This is a genomic window from Streptomyces zagrosensis, assembly GCF_014203645.1.
Lineage (GTDB): Bacteria > Actinomycetota > Actinomycetes > Streptomycetales > Streptomycetaceae > Streptomyces > Streptomyces zagrosensis.
The window spans coordinates 37,913-60,306 of record NZ_JACHJL010000027.1; the positions used below are offsets into that span (position 1 = coordinate 37,913).

The 22,394-nt window shown below is 69.6% G+C and carries 19 protein-coding genes; 11 read left to right on the forward strand and 8 right to left on the reverse strand.

All coding sequences use genetic code 11. The features are described from left to right. Window positions 1-17: 17 nt before the first annotated feature. From FHS42_RS32660 to FHS42_RS32700, 9 genes are all read left to right on the forward strand, one after another. On the forward strand, window positions 18-1,499 hold the full coding sequence (locus tag FHS42_RS32660) for an alkaline phosphatase family protein (RefSeq protein WP_184579323.1): 1,482 nt from the start codon (window positions 18-20) through the stop codon (window positions 1,497-1,499). 170 nt (window positions 1,500-1,669) lie between these two features. Beyond that, on the forward strand, window positions 1,670-1,912 hold the full coding sequence (locus FHS42_RS32665) for a hypothetical protein (RefSeq protein ID WP_184579325.1): 243 nt from the start codon (window positions 1,670-1,672) through the stop codon (window positions 1,910-1,912). A gap of 54 nt (window positions 1,913-1,966) precedes the next feature. Beyond that, the gene (locus tag FHS42_RS32670) at window positions 1,967-4,177 is read left to right on the forward strand and encodes a hypothetical protein (protein WP_184579328.1); all 2,211 of its coding nucleotides are present in this window, start codon (window positions 1,967-1,969) and stop codon (window positions 4,175-4,177) included. A gap of 32 nt (window positions 4,178-4,209) precedes the next feature. Continuing rightward, window positions 4,210-5,247, forward strand: coding sequence for a hypothetical protein (locus FHS42_RS32675; protein ID WP_184579330.1), 1,038 nt, complete (start codon window positions 4,210-4,212; stop codon window positions 5,245-5,247). 14 nt (window positions 5,248-5,261) lie between these two features. Continuing rightward, window positions 5,262-6,449, forward strand: coding sequence for a ferritin-like domain-containing protein (locus FHS42_RS32680; RefSeq protein ID WP_184579332.1), 1,188 nt, complete (start codon window positions 5,262-5,264; stop codon window positions 6,447-6,449). A gap of 101 nt (window positions 6,450-6,550) precedes the next feature. Continuing rightward, complete coding sequence (locus FHS42_RS32685) at window positions 6,551-8,746, forward strand: outer membrane protein assembly factor BamB family protein (protein WP_184579334.1); 2,196 nt, start codon at window positions 6,551-6,553, stop codon at window positions 8,744-8,746. Between the two features lie 314 nt (window positions 8,747-9,060). Beyond that, window positions 9,061-9,288 carry a hypervirulence associated TUDOR domain-containing protein gene (locus tag FHS42_RS32690; protein ID WP_184579336.1) on the forward strand — a complete coding sequence of 76 codons (228 nt, stop codon included), beginning with the start codon at window positions 9,061-9,063 and terminating at the stop codon, window positions 9,286-9,288. Further along, window positions 9,285-9,626, forward strand: coding sequence for a DUF3140 domain-containing protein (locus FHS42_RS32695; protein WP_184579338.1), 342 nt, complete (start codon window positions 9,285-9,287; stop codon window positions 9,624-9,626). Before FHS42_RS32690 ends, FHS42_RS32695 begins: the two co-directional genes overlap by 4 nt. 149 nt (window positions 9,627-9,775) lie before the next feature. Next, window positions 9,776-10,066, forward strand: coding sequence for a DUF5133 domain-containing protein (locus FHS42_RS32700; protein ID WP_184579340.1), 291 nt, complete (start codon window positions 9,776-9,778; stop codon window positions 10,064-10,066). Window positions 10,067-10,325: 259 nt separating this feature from the next. Here the strand turns inward: FHS42_RS32700 and FHS42_RS32705 are convergent, their stop codons facing one another. Further along, a complete protein-coding gene (locus tag FHS42_RS32705; RefSeq protein WP_184579342.1) occupies window positions 10,326-11,567 on the reverse strand; it encodes an MFS transporter in 1,242 nt (413 codons plus the stop codon). Window positions 11,568-11,761: 194 nt separating this feature from the next. Here FHS42_RS32705 and FHS42_RS32710 point away from each other — a divergent pair, with 194 nt between their 5' ends. Both FHS42_RS32710 and FHS42_RS32715 read left to right on the forward strand, forming a co-directional pair. After that, window positions 11,762-12,856 carry a class I mannose-6-phosphate isomerase gene (locus FHS42_RS32710; RefSeq protein WP_184579344.1) on the forward strand — a complete coding sequence of 365 codons (1,095 nt, stop codon included), beginning with the start codon at window positions 11,762-11,764 and terminating at the stop codon, window positions 12,854-12,856. Between the two features lie 103 nt (window positions 12,857-12,959). After that, the gene (locus tag FHS42_RS32715) at window positions 12,960-13,400 is read left to right on the forward strand and encodes a class I SAM-dependent methyltransferase (RefSeq protein WP_246495757.1); all 441 of its coding nucleotides are present in this window, start codon (window positions 12,960-12,962) and stop codon (window positions 13,398-13,400) included. Window positions 13,401-13,593: 193 nt separating this feature from the next. Here FHS42_RS32715 and FHS42_RS32720 read toward each other — a convergent pair whose 3' ends face one another. The 7 genes from FHS42_RS32720 to FHS42_RS32750 form a co-directional block, all read right to left on the reverse strand. Beyond that, window positions 13,594-14,256 (reverse strand): M15 family metallopeptidase, encoded by a 663-nt coding sequence (locus FHS42_RS32720; protein WP_184579348.1) that lies wholly within the window; start codon window positions 14,254-14,256, stop codon window positions 13,594-13,596. Between the two features lie 76 nt (window positions 14,257-14,332). Further along, on the reverse strand, window positions 14,333-15,994 hold the full coding sequence (locus FHS42_RS32725; RefSeq protein ID WP_184579350.1) for an FAD-dependent oxidoreductase: 1,662 nt from the start codon (window positions 15,992-15,994) through the stop codon (window positions 14,333-14,335). Continuing rightward, entirely contained in the window at window positions 15,991-17,235 is a 1,245-nt protein-coding gene (locus FHS42_RS32730) for a lycopene cyclase family protein (RefSeq protein WP_312867142.1), read from the reverse strand. Before FHS42_RS32730 ends, FHS42_RS32725 begins: the two co-directional genes overlap by 4 nt. Window positions 17,236-17,440: 205 nt before the next feature. After that, window positions 17,441-18,442 (reverse strand): DUF5914 domain-containing protein, encoded by a 1,002-nt coding sequence (locus tag FHS42_RS32735; RefSeq protein ID WP_184579356.1) that lies wholly within the window; start codon window positions 18,440-18,442, stop codon window positions 17,441-17,443. Continuing rightward, on the reverse strand, window positions 18,439-19,419 hold the full coding sequence (locus tag FHS42_RS32740) for a phytoene/squalene synthase family protein (RefSeq protein ID WP_184579358.1): 981 nt from the start codon (window positions 19,417-19,419) through the stop codon (window positions 18,439-18,441). The genes FHS42_RS32735 and FHS42_RS32740 overlap by 4 nt, the downstream gene beginning before the upstream one ends. Further along, entirely contained in the window at window positions 19,416-21,071 is a 1,656-nt protein-coding gene (gene crtI / locus FHS42_RS32745; RefSeq protein WP_221477091.1) for a phytoene desaturase family protein, read from the reverse strand. Before crtI ends, FHS42_RS32740 begins: the two co-directional genes overlap by 4 nt. Next, window positions 21,068-22,363, reverse strand: coding sequence for a polyprenyl synthetase family protein (locus FHS42_RS32750; RefSeq protein ID WP_184579360.1), 1,296 nt, complete (start codon window positions 22,361-22,363; stop codon window positions 21,068-21,070). The genes crtI and FHS42_RS32750 overlap by 4 nt, the downstream gene beginning before the upstream one ends. Window positions 22,364-22,394: the final 31 nt, after the last annotated feature.

Genomic DNA, 22,394 nt, shown 5'->3' on the forward strand with positions numbered 1-22,394 from the left:
GGCACCAGGCGTCACCGGTGACGGCCGCACCGCGCCCCCAACCCCTGCTCGTCCTCAACGTCGCCGGTCTCACCCCCCGCGCCCTGCGCCATATGCCGGCGCTCCGCGCGCTGGCCTGCGACACCGGCCACGGTGCGGCCCCGGCCGCCCGCCTTGACCCGGTCTTCCCCGCCCTGACCTGCTCAGTTCAGGCCAGTCTGGTCACCGGCCTGGCCCCGAGCCAGCACGGCATCGTGGGCAACGGCTGGTACTTCCGCGAGCTCGGCGAGGTACTGCTGTGGCGCCAACACAGCCGGCTGATCCAGGGCGAGAAGGTGTGGGAGACCGCACGACGACGCCACCCGGATTACCGCGTGGCCAATGTGTGCTGGTGGTACGCCATGGGCGCCGGCACCGACATCACCGTCACCCCGCGCCCCGTCTACCACGCAGATGGCCGCAAGTCGCCGGACTGCTACACCACCCCGCCGGCCCTGCACGACGAACTCACCCGACGTCTTGGGCCCTTCCCGCTGTTCGACTACTGGGGGCCGCGCGCGGGCTTGACGTCCACCCGGTGGATCACCGACGCCACCGCACACATCCTGCGCACCGCCGACCCGGACCTGACCCTGGCCTATCTGCCACACCTGGACTACGCACTACAACGCCACGGCCCTCTCGGCCCGCAGGCCGTCGCCGCGGCCACCGAACTCGACGCCACGATCGCCCCCTTGCTCGCCCTCGCCCGCGAGCGCGGGCGCACCGTGGTGGTGCTGTCCGAGTACGGCATCACCCCCGTAGACCACCCCGTCCATATCAACCGCGCGCTACGCGAGGCGGGCCTACTGAGCGTGTACGCGCAAGCAGGCATGGAGTACCTCGACCCCTGGACCTCTCGGGCCTTCGCCGTCGCCGATCACCAGGTCGCCCACATCTACGTGGCTGATCCACACGACGTCGCCCGGGTGCGGGAGGTGGTCACCGCACTGACTGGCGTGGAACACGTCCTCGGCCCGCACGACAAGGCCGCCCACGGCATCGACCACGAGCGGGCCGGCGAACTCATCGCCGTCGCCGAGCCGACCTCCTGGTTCACCTACTACTACTGGCTTGACGACGCGCGAGCCCCCGACTTCGCCCGCTGCGTGGACATCCACCGCAAGCCCGGCTACGACCCGGCGGAACTCTTCCTCGACCCCGGCGACCCGCTGGTCCGGCTCCGTGCCGCCGGCGCCCTGGCCCGCCGCAAGCTGGGGCTGCGCTCCACCCTGTCGGTGGTGCCGCTGGACCCCGGCTGTGTACGCGGTAGCCACGGCCGCCTCCCGGACACCGCTGACGACGCTCCCGTACTGCTGTGCTCCGAGCCCATCACCACGCCCGCGGCCCGCGACCGGTACGCCGCCACCGACCTGCCAGCCATCTTGCTGGCCCTCATGGACGCCACCGAGCCGCGGGCCGGCTTCGCGCGATGCACCACTCGCCCGCAAGCGCATGAAACGACCTCGCCGAACGGGTGATCGCGAGCCGAGGCCGAGGCAACTCGGTGTTCCGCAGGGGAGAAGGCTCGCAGACACACGGCGCACCGGCCGTGGACAACTAGCCGCAGCACGGGCCGGATGACCGGTCCCGTCCGCATACAGCCACCCGCACGCCGCCGCGGTGGGTGCCAAGAGCACCGGGAGAAGCCATGGTCGGAAACCTGACCGCCATCATCCAGGACCACCAGCCCGGCACCGCCGAGGCCGCAGCCCAGGCTGCCGCGGAAACCGCGCGCACGCCCGTGCTCGACATCACCCGAAAGCAACTCGACGAGATCCTCGACCTGCTCGGCGACAGCGACAGCATCCCCTTGAAGCTGGCCCTGCGTGGCACCGGCGAGACCGTCGCCACGCTGCGGCTCGAACGTGCCGCCCTCAACATCCCGCACTGATACGGCGACATAAGGCCCCATCTGCCGCACACCGAGATCACCCCGGAGAAAACTGTGAGCGTCCTCGCCGTACCACGTCTCTACTTCAACGGCGTCATGTCCAACAACCCGGCGACGGGCAACAACAACGACCAGTGGCCCGTCTACGACTTCCCGCACGCGGAACTGAACTGGGACTACCTCAACGAGCAGCAGAGTGGGATCACCCCGGAGAACGTCCGGGACACCTTCCCCGTATGGGCGCGCCAGCTACGCGACTACGTGGACGAGCGCGGGCGCAAGTGGCAGCAGTGCGCCGGCGAGTGGAACTACTACGGCGACATGGGCTGGGCACTACACCACAGAGACCTGGAGACGCGGGTCACCGGCACTCAGTTGGCCCACGGCACGGGGCCCGTCACCGACGACGAGCTGGTCAAGCAGAAGGCCGTGATCGACGTCGTCGGCGATCCCTTTCCAGGTAACACCTTCCACACCCCCGCCCGCGCGATCGACAACAACCCGGACGCGTTTTGGTGCACGAACTTCTATCTGAAGAAAATCCAGATCGGCACCGTGACAGCGCCCGAATGCTTTGTGACAGGCGAGGTGCAACCGGGCACCTATATGACCTCGCGGTGGCTGAATCTCCAGCGCAACCTCAATACCGATGGCATGCGCCAACTCGCCGGGGTCGGCGCAGCCATGCTCCAGGCATGTCTGCCCAAGGAGGAACTCCGCATCACCCAGGGCTCGTCCGTAGCGCTCCAGGCGCTCAAGGACAAGGTAGACAACGACAGCACCGTGCGGGGGCTGATGGTGCGCTGCGTGGTGTACCTGACCCACTATTTCAACCTCGATGGCTTCGAGGACTGCAACAAGATCCCGGACCTGGGCAACCGATTCACCGCCCAGTACTCGCGGCTGGTCCGACTGTGGAACGACGAACTGGAAGCGGGCAGGGTCCCCAGCCAGAACCCGACCGTCTCCAAGGTGGTCGGCACGGTCGGCCTCTGGCACCAGGGTGAGGACGTGACCTCGGGGCCCTGCGGCAGAGTGTTGTACCCGAAGAAGAAGTTTTTCGGCTGGGCCCCGCCGCCCAGTAAGCATGAGGACCCAGTGTCCGGCTGGCTCGGGTCGGCGATGGTCGAGTGCCACAAGGCGGCCGATGGCAAGCGTTACGCCGTCATCGACCTGGGCAGCACCATTCCGGAAACGGACGGCGACGCGCTGAAGGCGCAACTGAGCAAAAAGCGGCAGAATGACGCGGAACACGGCGCCCTCGAACTGGTCCTGTCCACCGGCGGAGACAAGCTACCCGCCATTCCCTATGGCCAATACGCCAAGGCGGCCTACGAGCGAACCAGCGGCATCGTCGAGCTACTGATCCCCGATGCCGTTACCGACAAAATGTTCAACGACGCGGATCTCAGCCTCAAGGCCGCGGCGATGCCGGTGGGCGACAGCGGTGACGTCCTGACGGAGCGGGCCACCGTCGTCGAAACCGACCAGCGCAGCACCTACCTGGACGGGGACAACGTCACGATCACCCTCCACGCCAGGACCAAGGGCGCCAAGCCCACCGAGCCGACCACGGTACGGGTCGCGCAGTACATGCCCGACCCGTATCCGCCCGGCGAGAGCACGGGCGGTTGGCACCTGGTGACCCTCGGCCGCGCCCTGTCCGACTACCCGCCGGCCGTCACCTTCGAGGGAGGCGACGCGACGAGCATGGAAGTCACCCTCACGGACGGCACCGGGTCCTTCCAGATCAACCGCATCGACGACGAACAGCCCGGCTGCCCCATCCTCGTCTTCTTCCCCGGGGAGACGAAGGTCGAGGACCTGCCGGAGGAGATCGGCCCGGTGCCCAGCACCGAAGGCGGCCTGTCCACCGCGTCCGCTTCCTTTTGCTGCGTACGCGTGCTGCCCCGCGACAAGCCCGTACCTACCGAGTTCCGTACCGCGGTCAACGCATGTACGACCGACTCGGCTCGCGAACACGTCGCGTGGAAGTTCCTGTACGACCGTGTGCTGTACGTCTACGACGTGGTCTATCCCGTCATGCGCTACGTCGCCGGCCTCGACCTCGGCGACAAGACCAGCGTGGACAAGAACATCGCGCAGATCGTGGAACTCGCGGACCCGGAACTGCGCAGCACGGACAACAGCACGCTCTACATGCCGTCCTCCCGCGAACTGTCGGAAGGCAAGTATCAGGTGATGAAGCTCTACCAGTGGCTGGTGGAAAACGGCTGGAAGAAGCTGCCGGGACAGTCCCTGTGACCCGACCAGGCGGCACCCCGCTGGGGACCATCATGGGGTCGCAGATCGTCGCCGCGTCCGTTGCCGATGGCCGGCAACTGCTGCGCGCACACGACGCGTTCGTCAACGCACTGAGCGGTTTCGACCGCCAGTCCCGTGTTGGCCTGCGCAGCTCATCCGTGACCGTCACCACGGAAATCTACCTGGACTATGTGGCCTCCCAGATCATGGCCTGGACCAAGGCGGAGACGGACGCGCTCCAGGGCATCGTCAAGGAGATCGACGGCAGGATCTCCGGGCGCTGGTCGTTCACGTTGCCGCCGGTGATCCACCTGGTGAAGACGACCGGGCAGGAGGAGGGCCGGGCCGCGTACACCCGGCACCTGGACACGATCGTGCTGCCGGCCGGCAAGGTGGACACCATCTTCGCCGTCTCCAGTGACAGCGATCCGCTGTTTCCCAGGAACAACACCGCCAGCCTGCGCGACATCCTGATTCACGAGCTGTTCCACCTGGTGAGCAAGAACAACGCCAAGCAGCGGAAAGCGCTGTACGAGCTGATCGGCTACCGGCAACTCGACCGACCGGTCGCTCTGCCTGATGTGCCCTGGCCGAAGAACACCTCTTCCGCCAGGATGCCGGACCTGAAGATCACCAATCCGGATGCGCCCCTCCTCGACGCCCTGTTCACTTTCTCCTTCCCGAACATGGAACCACCGCCCTGGCCCACCCGCGACGTGGTGCCGATCCTGATGGCGAACGGCCCGTATGACGGAGGGGTGTTCTTCGCCTACCTGGAGTGGCTCTTTTTGGAGGTCACGGAAGAAGGCGGCGAGTGGAAGCCGGTTCTGGACGGGGAGGGGCGCCCCGTCACCTACCGAGCCGCCCCACCGGGCGACGAATGGCGGGACTACCTGGAGGAGCAGTACCTGAACACGATCGGGCGCAACACCGCCTCGGAACTGTTCCACCCCGACGAGATCATCGCCCAAAACTTCGTGTTCTCCGCGTTGCTGCCCTCCTCCGACCTGCTGTCCCGGATCAGTGAATCCCTCGGCCGGCCTCCTGCCACCGTGCCCAGCCCAAGCTAAGGAGCCAAAGAGCCATGACCCAGAGCCTCGTGAGGCAAGACATCGAAGAGCGCGACGCCGCTGGCGTACCGGAGATCAAAACGATGGCGGAGCTGCGAAGTGCTCTCCAGGCCGCCATGACCCTGGAATACACCACGATTCCCGCCTACCTCAGTGGCCTGTGGACCATTCCGGACCGCAAGGGGAAATACCAGGGACTCGCCAACATCCTGCAACAGATCGTCATCTGCGAGATGCGGCACTTGAGTATCGCCGCTAATGTGCTGATCGCCGTAGGCGGATTCGCCGACGTGCGCAGCGCAGCGGCCCCTACCTACCCGAGGCTGTTGCCCGCCGGCTTTGAACAGCTCAAGAAGATTCCGCTGCTCAACTACGGGGAAGCGTACGCGAAGCTGGGCGTCTTCATCGAGCAGCCGGAGAACCCGTGCGAGGACTGGATTCGCGGGGACGTGAACACCTCGGAAGTGAATGTGGCCGCCGGGGCCGCCCCCACCGAGGGGGTCACCTACGTACGGCTGGGCAAGAATGGGCCGCTGATGCCCTTTGTGCTAGCCCCCTACCCGTCCATCGGGGCGTTCTACACCGAGGTCAAGAAGGGAATCACCGCACTGGTCGCCCAGTATGGCAACGACTATGTATTCCCGAACAAGGGGTCGCTCGGCAACCAGTACCTCTACTTCGGTGGCCAGGACTACATCGGCGTGTCGGACGAGAACAGCGCTCTCGCCCTGCTGTCGGACGTCATCGACGAGGGGGAGGGGGACGATGGAAAGATGTGGGACGAGAACGGCGACATCTCCCATTACTTCGCCTTCCTCGGCCTGAGCGATCACAAGAAGTTCGTCGAAGGAGACGTGGAGTGCAACCCCACCGGCCACCTCGATATCCCCACGGACAGCGAGGTCACCCAGATCGTGCCGGACCCGAGAATGTATCTCTACGAGCTAGGCACGCCAGCGTACGAGCGCGCCGATGAATTCAACACGCTGTACGCCGCGTTGGTGGACAATCTGCATATCGGCTTCAACGGGTGCCCCGGCCAGGTGGACTACGCCATTGGTCAAATGAACCTGCTGGAAGCGCGGGCCGCAGAGATCTACAAGTGCACCGTGCGGGTGGGCGGGAAGGAGTACCGGGCAGCTCCCACCTTTGAGTTGCCGCCTTATGTGTCTCCACTCTTGGCAGACGCCGTACGTGGGTGAAGCCGCGCACCCTCGACGAATGGGCGTCTCGGCGGCGCTCAGAGCCGGGGTGTCACATAGCGTTGCCGTGGGGTTCGCAGAGTTCGGTTACCGTCCCGGCGGTGACAGTCAATCGACGAAGATTCCTCAGTGCCGCTTCCGCCGGGTTGGTCGGGCCCGCGCTCGTCAGCCCCCTCGCGAGTGCGGCCCCGGGCGCCGCATCCGACCCAGCGCAGGCCAGGGCCCAGACCGTGCTGGCCTACTTCACCGACGTCCACGTCGATCCGCAGAACCCGACAAAGGTGGCCAGGGCGCGCGCCGCTGTCGAGGCGCTCGTGGAGCTCGACCCGGACGCGATCTTGCACGGGGGCGACCTCACCGAATACGGCAGTGTCCGTGAGCACCAGACCTGGGTTGACCTTCTGCCTGCCGCGCTGCGCTCGCGCGTCCACCATGTGCCCGGCAACCATGAGAGCCGCTGGGACGCGTCGGCGTACGAGAACTATGAGCAGTTCCACGGTGCCCGCAACCACTCGTTCGACGTGGGTGGGCTGCATGTGGTCATGACCGACCCGACCATGGCCCAGCAGGAACTCGCCCACTACGACCGCAGTGACCTGGCATGGCTGCGCCGTGATCTCGCCCGGGCCGGCAGCAAGCCGAAGTTGGTCGTGGGACATTACCCGGTCGGCGACTCGTACTACCTCGTCAACAACGCCGAGGATTTCCTGGATGTCCTGTCCGACGCGGGCGTTGCCGGCTTCCTGTGTGGGCACACCCATCGCGAACACGTCAGCGAGGTCAACGGGCTGACCCAGATCGTCGGGGCGGCCAACGCGAACGAACCCGGCTTCTACACCCTGACCCGGCGTCGCAGTGCCCACGCGGACACCCTGACGGTGGAGCGGGTCGTCGTCGCCGACCCCGCGAAGCCGGGTAGCACCGGCAGTCGTCGCGAACTCACCACGATCGACCTCGCCCCGCGCCGGCACGGCAACACCGCACTGCGGCCACTGGCGGTGAGCGCGACCGTGAGCGGAAACCAGGTGCAGGTACGGGCGCGGCTGTCCCGGCACGCCCCCGCGGCGCGGGTGGACGCTGCGATCTACAACTACAAGAAAGTGGGCGGCAGTTACGACGACCCGTGGCAGCAACTGACCGCGAGCGGCACACGATGGGAGGGCAGCCTGACCCTGGCCAACGTAGTGCCGGGCGAGCATCGGGTGATCGTACGCGTCGTCGGAGCCGATGGGACGGTGTGGCGTGAACTGGTGCCGTTCGAGGTCGCCGGGTTCCGGCCGCTGTGGACCGCGGACCTGGGCGGCGTCGTCCAGGCCGGTCTGGTGGAGTTCGACGGCCTGGTCGTCGCGGCATCCTCGGCCGGCGCGATACGCGGGCTGCGTCCGCGGGGCAGCAGGGCCACCACCGTTTGGTCGCGCACCATCGGGCCAGTCCATACGAATCTTGCGCTCAGCCGTGAGCTCGGGCGGGTGTTCGCGCCGTCCAGCGACCACCACGTGTACGGGCTGAGCGCCGCCACGGGCAAGGTGGCGTGGAAGACCGACCTGGGTGATCCGGTGATGTCGGACCTCACCGTGGCCGAGGTTGCGGGCAAGCCGGTCGTGCTGGCCGCCGCCAGGCGCACGTTCGCCTGCATCGATGCGGCCAGCGGCGCGGTGCTGTGGCGGCACACCCTGCCGCAGATCACCTGCGGCGCGGCAGCCTGCGATGGCGAGCGCGTCTATCTCGGCGACGGCGACGGCAACGCCTGGGCGCTGGACGCCCGTACCGGCGCACCGGTGTGGACGACCGACCAGACGCCCACCGGCGGCACGTACTCCCGGCTGATCTACGGCCCCTGGGACAGCCAGGTCATGCTGCCCGATGACCTCGTCCTGGTCTCGACCGTTTTGCAGACCCGGGCCTTGCACCGGGTGACCGGGGGCACCGCCTGGGAGATCAAGGGCAGCTACCGGCACACCGCCCCGGTGTGGTCGGGGGAGTACCTGCTCTATCCGGAGGAGAACGGCACCGTACGCCTGGTGGACCCGGCCGATGGCTCGGTGCACGGCCAAACCTCCACGGTGCCGCAACTCGCCAACGCCGGCGTCGTCCTGACCGGCACCGATGCGGTGGTCACCGGGCACGGCGGTCTCGTCTACAGCGTGGACACCGCGACCATGACCTCGCGCGTACGCGGACAGATCTCCCGGGACTACGTGTTCTCCACCCCGGTGGCCGCGGACCGCGGCAAGGTCTATGTGGTGGGCACCATGGGTGGTGAACTTCGCGGCTACGCGTATCCGGCCACGCGCTAGCGACGCCGACCCGGATCGCCCGCTGTCTCCTTCGCATGAGCGGCGCACGCCGCCGGCCAGCCCTATGCCGGCGGCGTGCGCCTGGCCGCGCTCCGCATGACCCCCGCGGCCTTTGGCTGCACCATGGAAGGTGTGCTCCCGACACGCGGGACGAGGGCCACCTCCTCAGCGAGCTGCCCCCGTGAGCACCCGGCCGAAGCCGCCGTCCACCCCCCGGCATGCCGACCGTGGGGCGCCGACCAGTTGGCACCGGAACACGCCGCGGTCGTGCTGATGAGCGGCATCTTGGCCGCAACGAGCGAGAGGACCTTCCCATGGCGAAGAACAAGAAACTGCGCAAGGGCGACGAGGTCACCTGGAGCAGTCACGGGCAGGAGGTTTCCGGCACGGTACGGAAGAAGATCACGGAACGGACGAAGGCGGCCGGCCGTACGGTCGCGGCGTCCAAGGACGAGCCGCAGTACGAGGTCGAGAGCGACAAGTCCGGCCGCCACGCGGTCCACAAGCCCGAGTCCCTGCACCCGAAGGACGGGAACGCGTGAGCGGCGGGGCCGACCCGCAGCGGAAGGAGGCGGTGAAGCAGTTCGGCGAGGCCGTCAACATGACGGCGGGAGAGATGGAGAAGTGGCTGGGGACGGACGAGTCGCGCAGCGCTGGGCAGTCCGATGGCTCGAAAGAGAGCGTGGGCCACGCCTCGGGACGCCGCATCGTGCATCTGCTGCGCACCAAGGAAGCCGACCTCACCGACGATGACATCGCGCACCTGCGCAAGGTCGTCGGATACGTGCACCGGCACCTGGCGCAGCGGCCCCAGGGCGATATCTCCGACACTCGGTGGCGGTACTCACTGATGAACTGGGGGCATGACCCCGCCAAGTGAGCAGCGCCGTACTCACATGACGGACCTGCGTCAGCAGGGTTCTGCCACCACGTCTCGTGCCGTGCGTATGTCCGATGGATGCCTGCGGTAGGTCGCAGTGGGGTAAGCGACAGAACACATACCCGCCCTTTCATCAAAGAGGTGTAACCGTGTTGACGCCGGACCCACGCGAAGTGAGAACTCTGCTCGCCCGTTACGCGACCGTGCGCATCGAACACGCACACCGGAGCACGCCGGCCTCGCAGCGCAAGCTGGCAGACGTGACGTACACCCTGTGTGTCACGACGGGGGCCCGCTCCATCGGTGACGCCCTGGCCGCTGCGGATGCGGTACTGGCGCAGTCGCAGCGCCTTGGGGACGCTCCGGTAGCTCCGGTAGCTCCGGTAGCTCCGGTAGCTCCGGTAGCGCCCACCGAGCCCGGCCCTGCCCGGGCGGCCTGAGCTCGCTTGTTTGCCGCGCGTGCCGAGCAGACTTCGACCAGCAGCGGCGGCTCCACCGGCACATAGGCCGGACAGCGCCAGCAGTACGCGACGCGCCGATCGCCTCACCGCTCACGGCTAGGTGCCGCCGTTGACGAAGCGGCCACCGGCCACCGGCCACCGAGCCCCGGGCGCAGCCCCGGGGCTCGGCACCACCCCGGCCCCGCCAGGGGTCGCTGCGGGGGTGGATGCCAGCCCCTGGCCCCATGCCCATGCGGTCCTACTCGGACTCCGGCACCGGTCGGTGCAGCAGATACCCGGCGACGGACGCGGCCAGCACCACCACGCACAGCGAGAACACCAGCCCCGCGTTCCGCAGCCCCAGCGGCAGCGTGAGCGCGCCCACCCCCACCACGGGCAGTGAGATTCCGCCGTAGGCCACCACGAAGAATCCCGAAATGGTCCGCCCCCGGTGCTCAGGTGGCGCTGCGTCGCTCACCGCCGTCAACGCGCCCCGAAACGCCATCCCCTGGCCGAGCCCGCCCGCCACCGCGCCTGCCACCAGCAGCAGGAGCGAATGCGCCAGCAGCGAGAGCGCCACCAACACCAGGCCCACCACGAGGGTCAAGCACCCCGTGGGCAACGCCCGCCGCACGCCGAGGCGCGGCATCAGTGTTTGGCCTGCCACGGACGCGGCGAAGACGGTGAAGACGACAGCCCCGGTGACCGCGAGGTTGCGCACCCCCAATGTTTGGCTGGCGAAGCTGGGTGCCACCGCGGTGAACAGCCCCATCAAGGCGAACGCCGCGAAGGCGGCCAGCGCGGACGGTACGAACACCGCTCGTGCCTCGGGCGGCACGCCCATCCCCTGAGGGCGTAGCCGTGGCCGCGAAGTGGGTGGGGTCACCGTCTCCGGAAGGGCCCAGCACACGATGAACGCCGCGATGACCAGCGCCAGGTGGACGAGGAAGGGAAGCCGCAGTGGCCATGGCGCGTACTGCGCCAACGCCCCGGCCAGCAGTGGGCCGCAACCGAGGCCGCCCATGTTCGCCGCCGTGGCGGCGAGCCCCGCCCGTGCCCTGCGCCCCTGTGGGGCCAGTTCCAGCACCACGGCCGTACCGGCCCCGCTGAACAACCCGGCGGAGAAGCCCGACAACACCCGCCCCACGAACAGCAGGGGTAGTCCGCCCTCCACCACGAAGCACACCGCACTCGCCGCGGACAGCCCCAGGCCGGCCAGCAACACGGGGCGTCGGCCCAGGACGTCGGAGAAGTCCCCGGCGACCAGCAGGGCGACGATCACTCCCACCGCGTACGCGGCGAAGACCACCGTGACGACCAGTTCCGAGAAGCCGATTTCCTGCTGGTAGAGCCCGTACAACGGGGTGGGCACGGTGGTGCCCGCCATGGCCACGGCGAAGACCACCGCCGCCGCGAGGTACCACGGCGGCCTGCGGTGGTGTCCACCTCCCGTGTCACCTACGCCCCGTGCGCCTTGTGCGCCCCACAGGTTTTTGACCATGAGGCGTCTATGCCCGATGCCGGCCGATGAAATGGGCGGTTTGTCCAAAAAGATCGCGGGTAGTCGCATCTCAAGGCACCGAATGGAGCAGTCTGCGGCGGCTTCGCCCGTTCGTTCGAGCCACGCCGCCGGCTCCGTATCACCACTCGCCCGGCCTGCGAGGGCCCGGCCCAGGAAGTGAGGGGACGGCTGTCGTGCAGTGGTACCCGCTACGGCTGACCACCCCGATCAAGCAGCACATCTTCGGCGGCCGGGCCATCGCGCAGCGCTGGGGCCGCTCAGGGCTGCCGGACGGGCGCGTCGCGGAGACCTGGGAGGTCAGCGACGTCGATGGCGACGAAGCGGCCGTGGTGGACGGCCCACTGAGCGGGCGGCCGTTGCGGGAACTGGTGCGTGAGGCACCGGCGGAACTCGTTGGCCGGGGCTGGTCGGGGACGCGGTTTCCGATGCTGACCAAATACATCGACGCCGCCGGGGCGTTGCCGGTGCACCTGCACGCCGATGACGAGGACGCTCGCCGGTTCGAGCAGCAGACCAACGGTAAGACCGAGGCATGGCACATCCTCGATGCTGCTCCCGGCGCCACCGCGTTGGTTGGCGTACGCCCCGGCATCGACCGCGAGGCCCTGCGCCGCGCCCTGCTCGACCAGGACTTCGATGCGGTCATGCGCCGGCTGCCGCTACGCGCGGGCCAAACCCTCTACGTGCCCGGCGGAACGCTGCACAGCTTCGGCCCGGACACGCTCATCTACGAGATCGAGCAGACCTCCGACATCCAACAGCACGCCATGACGTGGCGGATGGAAGATGGCTCGCCGCTGGACGAGACGCAGCGGCGGGCCAACATCGACAGACTGCTGGTGGAGTGGAAGCCGGCATGCCGGCCTGTCTTCCACCCTGGCCTGAGCCTGCCATCGAACGACGATACGCAACGGACCGTGCTGTGTGCCGGCCCCTACTTCGCGCTCGAACGCCACCAGGCGGGCTCCGCCGAGCAATTGGCCATTGACCTCGACACCGCCGTGATCCTCAGCAACGCGGGAGCTGCGGCCACGCTGACCGCGCCGCACGGCTGGTCTGGCACCCTCGATCGAGCTCGCACATTTCTGCTGCCCGCAGCCCTGGGGCGGGTGGAGATCGACGGGCCGGCCGACGTGCTGATCGGCTATCTACCCGATCTCGACCGCGACATCCGCGCCCCGCTGCTCGCCGCGGGGCATCGTGCGGCGGCGATCGCCTCACTCGGCGAGGGCCTTGGCAACCCGCACGCGGCGCCCGGGGGCGCCTGACGGACGCAGGGCAGACCAGTACAGCCAGCCGCATGCTGTTGTCGTAGCTGCTGGTTGCCGGTTGCCGACGTGCTGTGCGGGCCATCTCGTGAGAGCCAAGGGAATGGGCCGTGGCCCGTGTGCGCTGTTTACGGAGGGTGCTCGGTGTCGAGCCACCGACGCGCGCATGGCCGACCTGGCGCGCCACCGTGTCGTCGAGGCCGACGTAGCGACCTTCGAGGCATGGGGCCCGGCCGGCCGGACGTTCGATGCGGTCGTGGCCGGCCAGGCATGGCATTGGATAGACCCGGCTGCGGGTACGGCCAAGGTCGCACTGGCACTGCGCCCCGGCGGCCAACTCGCCGTGTTGTGGAACGTGTTCCGTCTGCCGGTCACCGTTGCGGAAGCCTGCGCCGCGGTCTACCGCCGGGTCATGCCCGATGCGCCGGTCAATCTCCCTGCGCTGACGCAGGAGGCCAAGGTCATGGACGCGTACCAGGCGCTGGTCACCAAGACCGCCGACGCGATCCAAGGTGCGGGCGGATTCAGCACCCCACAGCAGTGACGGTACGACTGGGAGCACACCTACACCCGGGACGCGTGGCTGGAACAACTGCCCACCCACGGAACCCTCACCCACGTCCCGCCTCACACGCTGGCGTCGATACTGGAGGGCGTCGGGGCCGCTATCGACGCGGTGGGCGGCAGCTTCACGACGCACTACGCCACGATGGCGATCACCGCTGCACGAGCCAGCGTCAGCCGCGCGGAGTCATCTCCTGCGAGCCATAGCGGGCAGTAACTTCCTTGGAGAGCAGAGCCCAGTAGCGGTCACCGAATGACCAATGCCACCACTCCGTTGGGTAGTTGACCAGGCCGGCGCAGGTGAGCGCCGTACCCAGCACCTCCCGGTTGGCCCGAGCCTCCTCGCTGATGTTGCCGGCATGGGTGTAACAGGCGCCGTCGCTCTCCTCGGGGTTCGCGTTCATCCGCGTGCCCAAATCCAACTCGCGCCCACCACTGTCGGCCAGCGTGAGGTCAACGGCCGCGCCGGCACTGTGCGGGGCGATATCGGGCGGCGACACATACCGGCTCGCCGCCGCGAACACCTGCTCCTCGGGCCATTCGCGGTGGCCGGCCCGTAGCTGGCCGGCGTACTCCTCGAAGTAGGTGCGCTGGAGGGACGGCGGCCGGTACCCCTCGACGAACAGCAGCCGCAGGCCCTGCGGAAGCATCGCCTGGGCCGTGAGCAGCCGTTCCAGTACGCCTTCCCGCACGTACGCGAACGCGCCTGACGGGTCCTGCCTGCGCACATCGACGAGCAGCGAGCCGCCGAGGCGGACGTCTACGAGACGTTCACCGCAATCCACCACAGGTATGGCGGCGACCTTCGGGTCCGACATCAAAGTTATTTCACTCACGGTGCCATCATCGCGCACGACTTTCCGACGAACCTCCCTGGCCAAGGCTGGGACCAGGGCTGGGACCAGGCCACAGCTAGGACCACGGCCCCCGGACTTGGGCCTCGGCTGACAGGCATGGGGAGCCGGTGGCCATGCCACGGCGGTCTGGTCGTCGCAGGTGGTCAGGGGTGGTCAGGGTGGGGGCGAAGGCGCGGGCGAGCGTGCGCAGCAGGGGGGAGCGCCCTGCTGTGGGGACGGTCAGCAGGGGATGGCCGCGCACCTGCCAGGTGGCCAAAAGGACGTTGGCGGCTTGGAGACCGGTGGTGGCGGCGCGTTCCATCAAGGCGACGGGCGCAGCGGTTCGTACGAGGTCTCCGGCGAGGACCAGCCGAGGGTGCGGGGTGTGCACGGTGGGGCGGTCGGCGTGGGTGCCGGGGGCGAACAGGGGGCAGTCGGCGTGCCACTCGTGCCGCTCGTCGATGGCCACCGCGCCCGCGGTTTCGGGATAGATACGGGCGAGCTCGCTCCGTAGCCGATGCTGCACGCCCACGCGGTCGGCGTCCGCATCGACGGCGTAGGCGTGCAACTCCACGACGCTGCCGCCTGATTGGCGGGCCCAGCGTGCGGCCTGGCCCTCGTAGCGGCTCAGGATGCTGATGTTGTCGAGCGGACCGTATCCGCTGGTGCCCAAGAACGCGGGGCGGTGTGGCGCGACGGGGCGGTCCAGCCAGTAGCGGGACACCAGGAAGGGCGGGGCCTGGCGCAGGGCATCGATCCGCTTGCGCCACCTGGGGCCACCCAGCTTCGGGGAGGCCGCGGCGAGCGCCCGCAGGCCGCCGGTGTCCAATGCCAGGACCACCGCGTCGTAGCGCTCTTCGCGCACCCGCCCGCAGGCGTCGGTGGTGGTGAGCGCGAAGTTGCCCCCGCGCGCTTCCAGATGCTCGGCCCGAGTGCGGGTGCGCACCCGAGCACCGAGGCGGTCGAGCCGGGCGGCGAGCGGGTCCCATAGCGCGGTGGGGAAGGGCTCGGCGGGTACGTCGAACAGCAAGCCCTCGGCTGAGCCGAGGAAGTAGATGTGGAACATCAGCGCCAGCTCGGCGGCCGACAGCTCACGAGGGTCGGCGAAGAAGCTACGGGAGAACACCTCGAAGGCCAAGTGCCGGGCCGGGGGCGGAAACCGCACGGCGTTGAGGAAGTCGTGCGCACTGAGGTGGTCGAGCCGCCCGTACACGTTGCTGGCCTGCACATCCAGCAGGTGCAGGGCGGCGCGCGGGTTCATGCCCGACATGCCCGCTGCGGTGAAGGTCGGGCTGGTCGCGGCGAAGGCGAGCACGTTCCATGGCGGGGTACGCGGCAGTTGCGCGAAGCGATCGCGGTGGCCGGCCGCGTGGTGGAGCGGGTAGTCCGGCAGCCCGACCAAGCCGGTCAGGGCCGGATCGGTGCGCCGCAGCAGGTTGCGCAGGTTGTAATACTGCCGAAAGAAGGCGTGGAAACCGCGGCTCATGGTGGCCTCGGTGCCATCGGCCAACCGTGTCGTCCAGCCGCTGACGCGTCCACCGAGCACCGCCTGCTGCTCCAGGAGATCGACTCGCATGCCGCGTTCGGCCAGCGCGGTGGCGGCGGCCAGCCCTGCGATGCCGCCGCCGACGACGGCGGTGCGCGCTGCGGGGTCGGTCAGCTGGGGCGCGCCGGGGGGCGCGGGCCAGTAGGTGGCGCGCCGGTCGCGGGCCAGTCGGGTCGTGCGACGGCGGTTCACGGGTGCGCCTTTCGCTGGGCGGCATGCGGGAAAGCCTCTTGGCCCTGGCCCTGGTCTTCGGCGGCTTGGCGGGGCAGGAAGGGCAGTTCGAGCAGCGATCGGGTCATCGGCCACAGGGGACAGTGCAGGCCGAGCGCGACGTCCTGGACCAGTGAGGAGGTGCCGTTGAGGAAGCCGAGAACACGCGGCAGGGGGTTGCTGTCAAACAGCCGAGTGAAGAACGCGCCGCCATCGACGCGGCCGGTGGCGAGCGCCCGGAGCAATGCCGCGTCCATGGCCAGGTGGCGGCGCGGGTGCGGTCGCGGCGGCAGCGGAGGGGCGCCCGCGCTGCGGGCGGTGGCGATGGCCGCGGCCTGGCGTTGGATGGTGGCGAAGGCGTAGCCGGTGGCGGGCCGGACGGCGCCGCCGGCGGCGCCGATGGTGAAGACGCGGGCACCGCGCCGGCGAGGGAAGTGGGCGTCGGTCATGGGGATGACGCCCTGCTCGCAGCCGGTGACGGTGAAGGCGCCCAGCGGCCTGACGCGGCGTGTGTAGTGCTCCAGCGCGGCCTGGTAGCCGTCGTCGCTCAGTACACGTGGGGAGAACTCGGTGTACTCCACCAGCGCCCGGCGGCGGGTGAAGGGCAGCACATAGGCAAAGGACAGGCCCCGGGCCGGCTGGGGCGTACGAAAGTCCATCAATTCGGCTACCCCTGGGTCGAACCGATCCGACGCGGTCCGTACGAACCAGCCGCGGAAGTGCTGGAGCAATGTCGTACGCGCAGGCGGCAGGCCCTGGGGCGGGCGGGAGTCGAACACCCAGCGCCCGCGCACACACATCGGCTGTCCGGTGGCGTCGGTGCCGGTGACCTGAGCGCCATCAGGGCTGTCCACGATGCCGGTGACGGTGGCCGTCAGCAGGCGCACTCGCTCGTGCGAGGCCAACTCGGCGGTGACGGCGGGCAAAAAGTCATGGGAGCGGATCATCTTGTACCGGTGGCCCCGGCCGTCGCTCACTACCTCGCGGTGGGCCCCGCGCACCAGCACGCGGCCCCAGGAAGCGGAGACGTACGCATCGAGGTCGCCCTCGCCCCGCTCCCAAAAGCACCAGGTGCGGGGTGGGCTGCTCAGCGGCCCGGTCGGTGGCTCGATGACCGCGATCGACGGTACGGCCCGGCCGGGGCCTGCCGGCGCGGTCAGCCTCCTGGCCAGCGACAGCCCTGCCGCGCCGCCGCCGACCACCACGATGTCCACCTCGCTCACGTGCCCCTCCCGGCATCGACGCAGCGAAGACAAGCCCCACCGGCCGCGCCCGAACCGCCCTTGGGCCGGCCACCCGGCCGGCCGCGCGCACAGTGCGTGGCAGGTACGCGCCGGAGCGGGCCCGCGCCGCGCCGCGGCACCGCGACCTCTTGCGCACCGTCCTCGTACCGCGGCCCGCTGACGGCCGGCGCCGCGCTCCTCGCGGTCATGGCACGCCCGGCAACTGGCCGCGGCTACGTAGCTCCCAACGCCGCTGCGCATAGGCCATGTCATCGCGCCACAGCCGGGCCGCGGCCCGCCGCACCAGGGGCCGCAACAGCGGCGCCACCGCGCGCGCCACGGCGAACCCGGGCCGCTCGGAGGTGGCGACGACGGCCTCGATGACAGCGGTGCGCGGCTCGGTGGCACCGGGCGGCGTCAGCGGAGTGGCATGGGTCTCCACCACCGACGCCGCGCCCTCACCGTCGATGATCCGCATCACCAACGTGCGCGGTTCCGGCGCGGTGAACGACGCACGCACCGGTACGGCCGCTCGGGAGCCGACGCGATAGGCGACCTCGACCACGAACCGGTCGTCGCCCTTCGCATCGGGCTCCTCGACGACCGTCAGATGGCTGAAGGCGTAGGGGTGGAACCAGGCACCGTGCCAGGGGTCGAGCCGGTTGGCCAGTACGTCCTGCGGCTCGCACGCGCCCACGACCGTGGTGACCGCGTCCACCGCGGCCTCTGGGCGCGGGCGCTCGGGCAGTCGCGGCGCGGGTAGCGGCGGCTCACCGCCGATGTCGTCCAGCCGCACCCACACGAGCACGCCGTCGTCGTGCACTGGAAACGGCTCCCAACCGGGGCCGCCTTCTTCGGCCAGGGTGAGTCCGTGCCAGTGGCACACCAGCCGCCCCGCGATCACCGGACTGTGGCACAACGGGGCACCCAGGTGTGGGCAGGCGCCAGGTCCTGCGGTCACCTGCCCGGACTCCCGCCGCCAGGCGACGACCTCCGCACCGGCCACCGTGCGCCCGAACGGCCGCCCCGGCGGCAGCTCGCGGCTGGCCCCGAGGACGTACCAGTTGCCTGAAGGGCGGGCCAGGGCGCGACGCAGCGCCCCGGCGATCAGATGCGGCTTTGCGGCGCGCCACGTGGGGCTCTGCTCGCTCCACGGCGGGGCCGGCAGCAACCGCAGCGGAACCCGCCAGGGCTCGCCCCGCCTCATGCGGGGGCCCCCGCCCGTGTCGGTGGCCCACCGCCGGGGCCGAGTGCACCGCGCAGCCGCCCGGCTCCGATGGTGGCCAGGCCACCGAGCGCGATGGCCGCCCGGTGGCGGCGCGGCACGATGGCCCGGTGGTCGATGACGGCGTAGTCGGCGGCCTCGATACGCTGCAAAATCGCGTGGTACAGGATAAACGCGGTACGCACGCACGGGCGAGAGGCCGGATGCAGCATCGGCACCCCCTTGGCGGCGTGTCGATAGCTGCCGCGCGTGAGGTGAATCAACTCCCGCAGCGCGTCTCGTACTCGGTGATCGGTGTGGCCCGTCGCCCGGCACCACATCAGCAGCGCGCGGTCCACATCGTGCGCGGCCAGCAGATCGCGCGGCAGATAGACGCGGCCCCGGTCCAGGTCCTCGCCGACATCGCGCAGGAAGTTCGTGAGCTGAAAGGCCACTCCTAGCGACGCTGCATGAGGCGCCGCCTCCTCGCGCGGTACGACGGTGCCAAGGACGGGCAGCAGTTGCAGCCCGATGACGGCGGCCGAGCCGTGCATATACGTGCGCAGCGCCTGCCAGTTGGGGTAGTCCGTGACGTGCAGGTCCATGCGCATGGAGTGCATGAAGTCGGTGAAGTGCGCCGGCTCGATGCGGTACCGGCCGGCCGTGTCGGCGAGCGCGGCCACCACCGGATGATCGCTGCGCCCGGTGCGCAGCGCGCGGTCAACGGTGGCGGCCAACGCGTCCAAAGCCGCGGCCCGAGCGGTGACGTCCGTCGCGTCGTCCAGCGCGTCCACGATGTCATCGGCATGGCGGGCGAAGCCGTACAACGCGTGCACGGCGGGGCGCTGATGCGGCGTCAGTAGCCGGGTGGCGAGGAAGTAGGTGGCGCCACCGTGTGCGTTGATTTGGCGGCATCGGGTGTAGGCGGCGCGCAGGGCCGCATCGTGGATGCCCGCCGCGTCCAGTTCCCGGGCCGTCACCGTGCACCGTCCGCGCCGACCGTACCGTCCGCACTTTCTGCGCCGTCTGCGCCGACCGCACCGGTTGAGCTGGCCGTACCGTCCCTGCCGTACTTGCCGTCTGCACCGTCTGCACCGTCTGCGCCCACTGTGTACGGGGCGCTTCCCCGGGTCGGGGCACGGTGGGGTCGCTGCCGGTGGGCCCCGGTGATCCGGGCGGCGGCGAGCTTGCCGGAGATGACGGCGACGGGCACGCCCACGCCCGGAGTGGTACCGCACCCGGCGAGCACGACGTTGTCCCAGCCGCGCGGCAGATTGCGGGGGCGGAAAGGACCAGTCTGCGCGAAGGTGTGCGCGGCGGAGAACGGCGTACCCGCGGCCAGGCCCTGCCGGGCCCAGTCGGCCGGGGTGACGATCCGCTCGAACTCCGTTTCCTCGCCGAAGCCGGTGAGACCGCGCCGCTCAAGCTCCGCGTAGATCTGCTCGCGATAGCGCGGTGCCAGCCGGTCCCAGTCGCGCGGCCCGATGCGCAGGTTGGGGCAGGGGGCCAGCACGGAGTACAGATGGCGGCCCGGCGGCGCAAGGTCGGGGTCGGTGGCCGTGGGGGAGGTGATCAGCAGCGACGGGTCGCTCATCAGCTCGCCGCTACGGGTGAGCTGATCAAAGGTGTGCTCCCACGCGTGCCCGAATGACAGCGTGTGGTGGCCGAGTTCCGGCCAGGTGCGTCGGCCGCCCATATGCAGCACGACGGCCGATGGCGCGTACCGCAGCGGCACCGCGCGGCGCGGCGTACGGCCCAGCAATCGGTAGGCGACCGGCAGGTCGCAGGTGAGCACCACCGCGTCGCACGCGATGCGCCGCCCATCGCTGGTGTGCACCGCGGTGGCCCGCCCGCCGGCGCGCTCCACAGCACGCACCGTGCTGCCGTAGGCGAACGTCGCACCGGCTGCCTGCGCCGCAGCAGCCATGGCCCGGGGCACCGCATGCATGCCCCCCTTGGGGAACGACACCCCGGCCACCGTGTCCATGTAGGCGATCACGGCGTACGCCGCCAGCGCCCGCGTGGGCGACACCCCGGCGTACAGGGCCTGGAAGGAGAAGATGCGCCGCAGCCGCTCGTCTCGTACGAAGCGGGCGACCCGGCCGTGCCAGGAACCGAACCCGCCCAGGGCCGCCAACCGGGCCAGGTCGGCACCCAGGACGCCGAGCGGGGAATCGAAGTTGGTATCGATGAAGGACCGCATCTGTACCTGGTACAGCCGCTCCAGCCAGCGACGCATCCGCCCATAGCCCACCGCGTCAGCTCGGTCCGCCACCCGGAGGATCTCCGCCTCCATGGCGTGTGGATCGGTGTGGACATCGATGTGCGAACCGTCGGCGAACCGCGCCCGGTAGGCCGGGTGCAAGTGGTGCAGTTCCACCCGGTCCGACAATCGCTCACCCACCGCGCCCAACGCCTCGTCCAAAAGGTCCGGCATCGTCAGCACGGTCGGCCCGGTGTCGATGCGGTACCCCGCCGCCGCGAGGAAACCAGCGCGACCGCCGGGGCCGTCCTCCCGCTCCACCACCGTCACCGATCGGCCCGCGCTGAGCAGATAAAGGGCCGCCGACAGGCCGGAAAGCCCCGCCCCCACCACCACAACATGGTCACTGGGCCCCTGCACCAGCCTCATGCGATGTCACCTCGGATTGGGCCCCAGCCCGTGGGAGCGCGTAAGGAGGCATCCCCTACGGACGGCGGGACACCCAGGAGTGTGGTGATCAGGCCGGTGAGCTCGTGGGCGGCTGCGGCCGGCAGGTCGGCGTCCGCAACCGTGTCCAACGCCTCCCGGGCCAGGGTGTCGATGCGCTGCCGCACCATCGCCGGAGCGCCCACCTCGGCCAACGCTGCTCGTACGCGCTCAAGGCCGGCGTCATCCAGGGCCCGGTCGCCCAACGCACCGGTCAGCACCCGCTCGGCCTTTCGATGTTCGCCTGCCTTGGCGCGCTCCAGGCCCACCGCCATCAAATAGGTCGGCTTCCCGCGCCGGACGTCCTCGCCAACGGGCTTGCCCGCACTGGAAGCGTCGCCGTAGGCATCGATGAGGTCGTCACGCAGTTGAAATGCCACCCCCACACGCTGCCCCGCTCGTGCCAGGCACTCTCGTACCGTTACGGGAGCACCGGCCAGCGCCGCTCCCAGTTCCAGGGGGCGCTGCACCGTGTAAAGACCCGCCTTGAGGTGGGCGATCCGCAGCGCCTCAGCCGGCTGCCAGGTCCCGGCAGCCGGTCCGTGGAGATCCAGGTACTGGCCGGCCACTATCTCGGTGCGCATGGCCTGCCACAACTCCCGGCTGGGTCGCCGCGCTGCGGTGGGCACCGCGGTGGCCTCCCATAGGTCGTGCGCCCACACCAACGCCAGATCGCCCGCCAGCAGGGCTGCCGAGGCGCCGAACTCCTTGGCGTCACCCACCAACTGCCGGTCGCGGTGCAGGTCGGCAAATGCGACATGAAGCGAGGGCCGGCCGCGCCGTAGCGGCGCACAGTCCATGAGGTCATCGTGGATGAGCGCGCACACCTGGAGCAGTTCCAGGGCCGCACCCACCCGCAGCACGGCTCTTTCACCTTCGCCCGTGCCACCCCCTGCACACCAGCCGCACCACAAGAAGGCCGGCCGCAGCCGCTTACCGCCCCGCAACGCCAACTCGGAGAGGCGGCTGACGACATCGGCGGTGAACCGCTCGCTGACGGCATCGCTGTCCCACCGCCGCTCGGCGAGGTGGGCGGCGAGCACTCGCTCGACCGCGGGCGCCACCTCTTCGACCGTTCTCACGGACCTGTCACTTGTGCGGGCCGGGGTGCGCAGGCCAGCCAGCGGGGGAGCGGCGGGGGGTGCGTTGACCAGCGTGGTCGAGTTGGACGGGGCATCGGCGGTGGCCTCGCGCCGCATAGCGGTTCCCTTCGGCAGCGTTACGGTCGGACGCATCCGCCCGCCGCATCACCTGCCCTACGGGCGT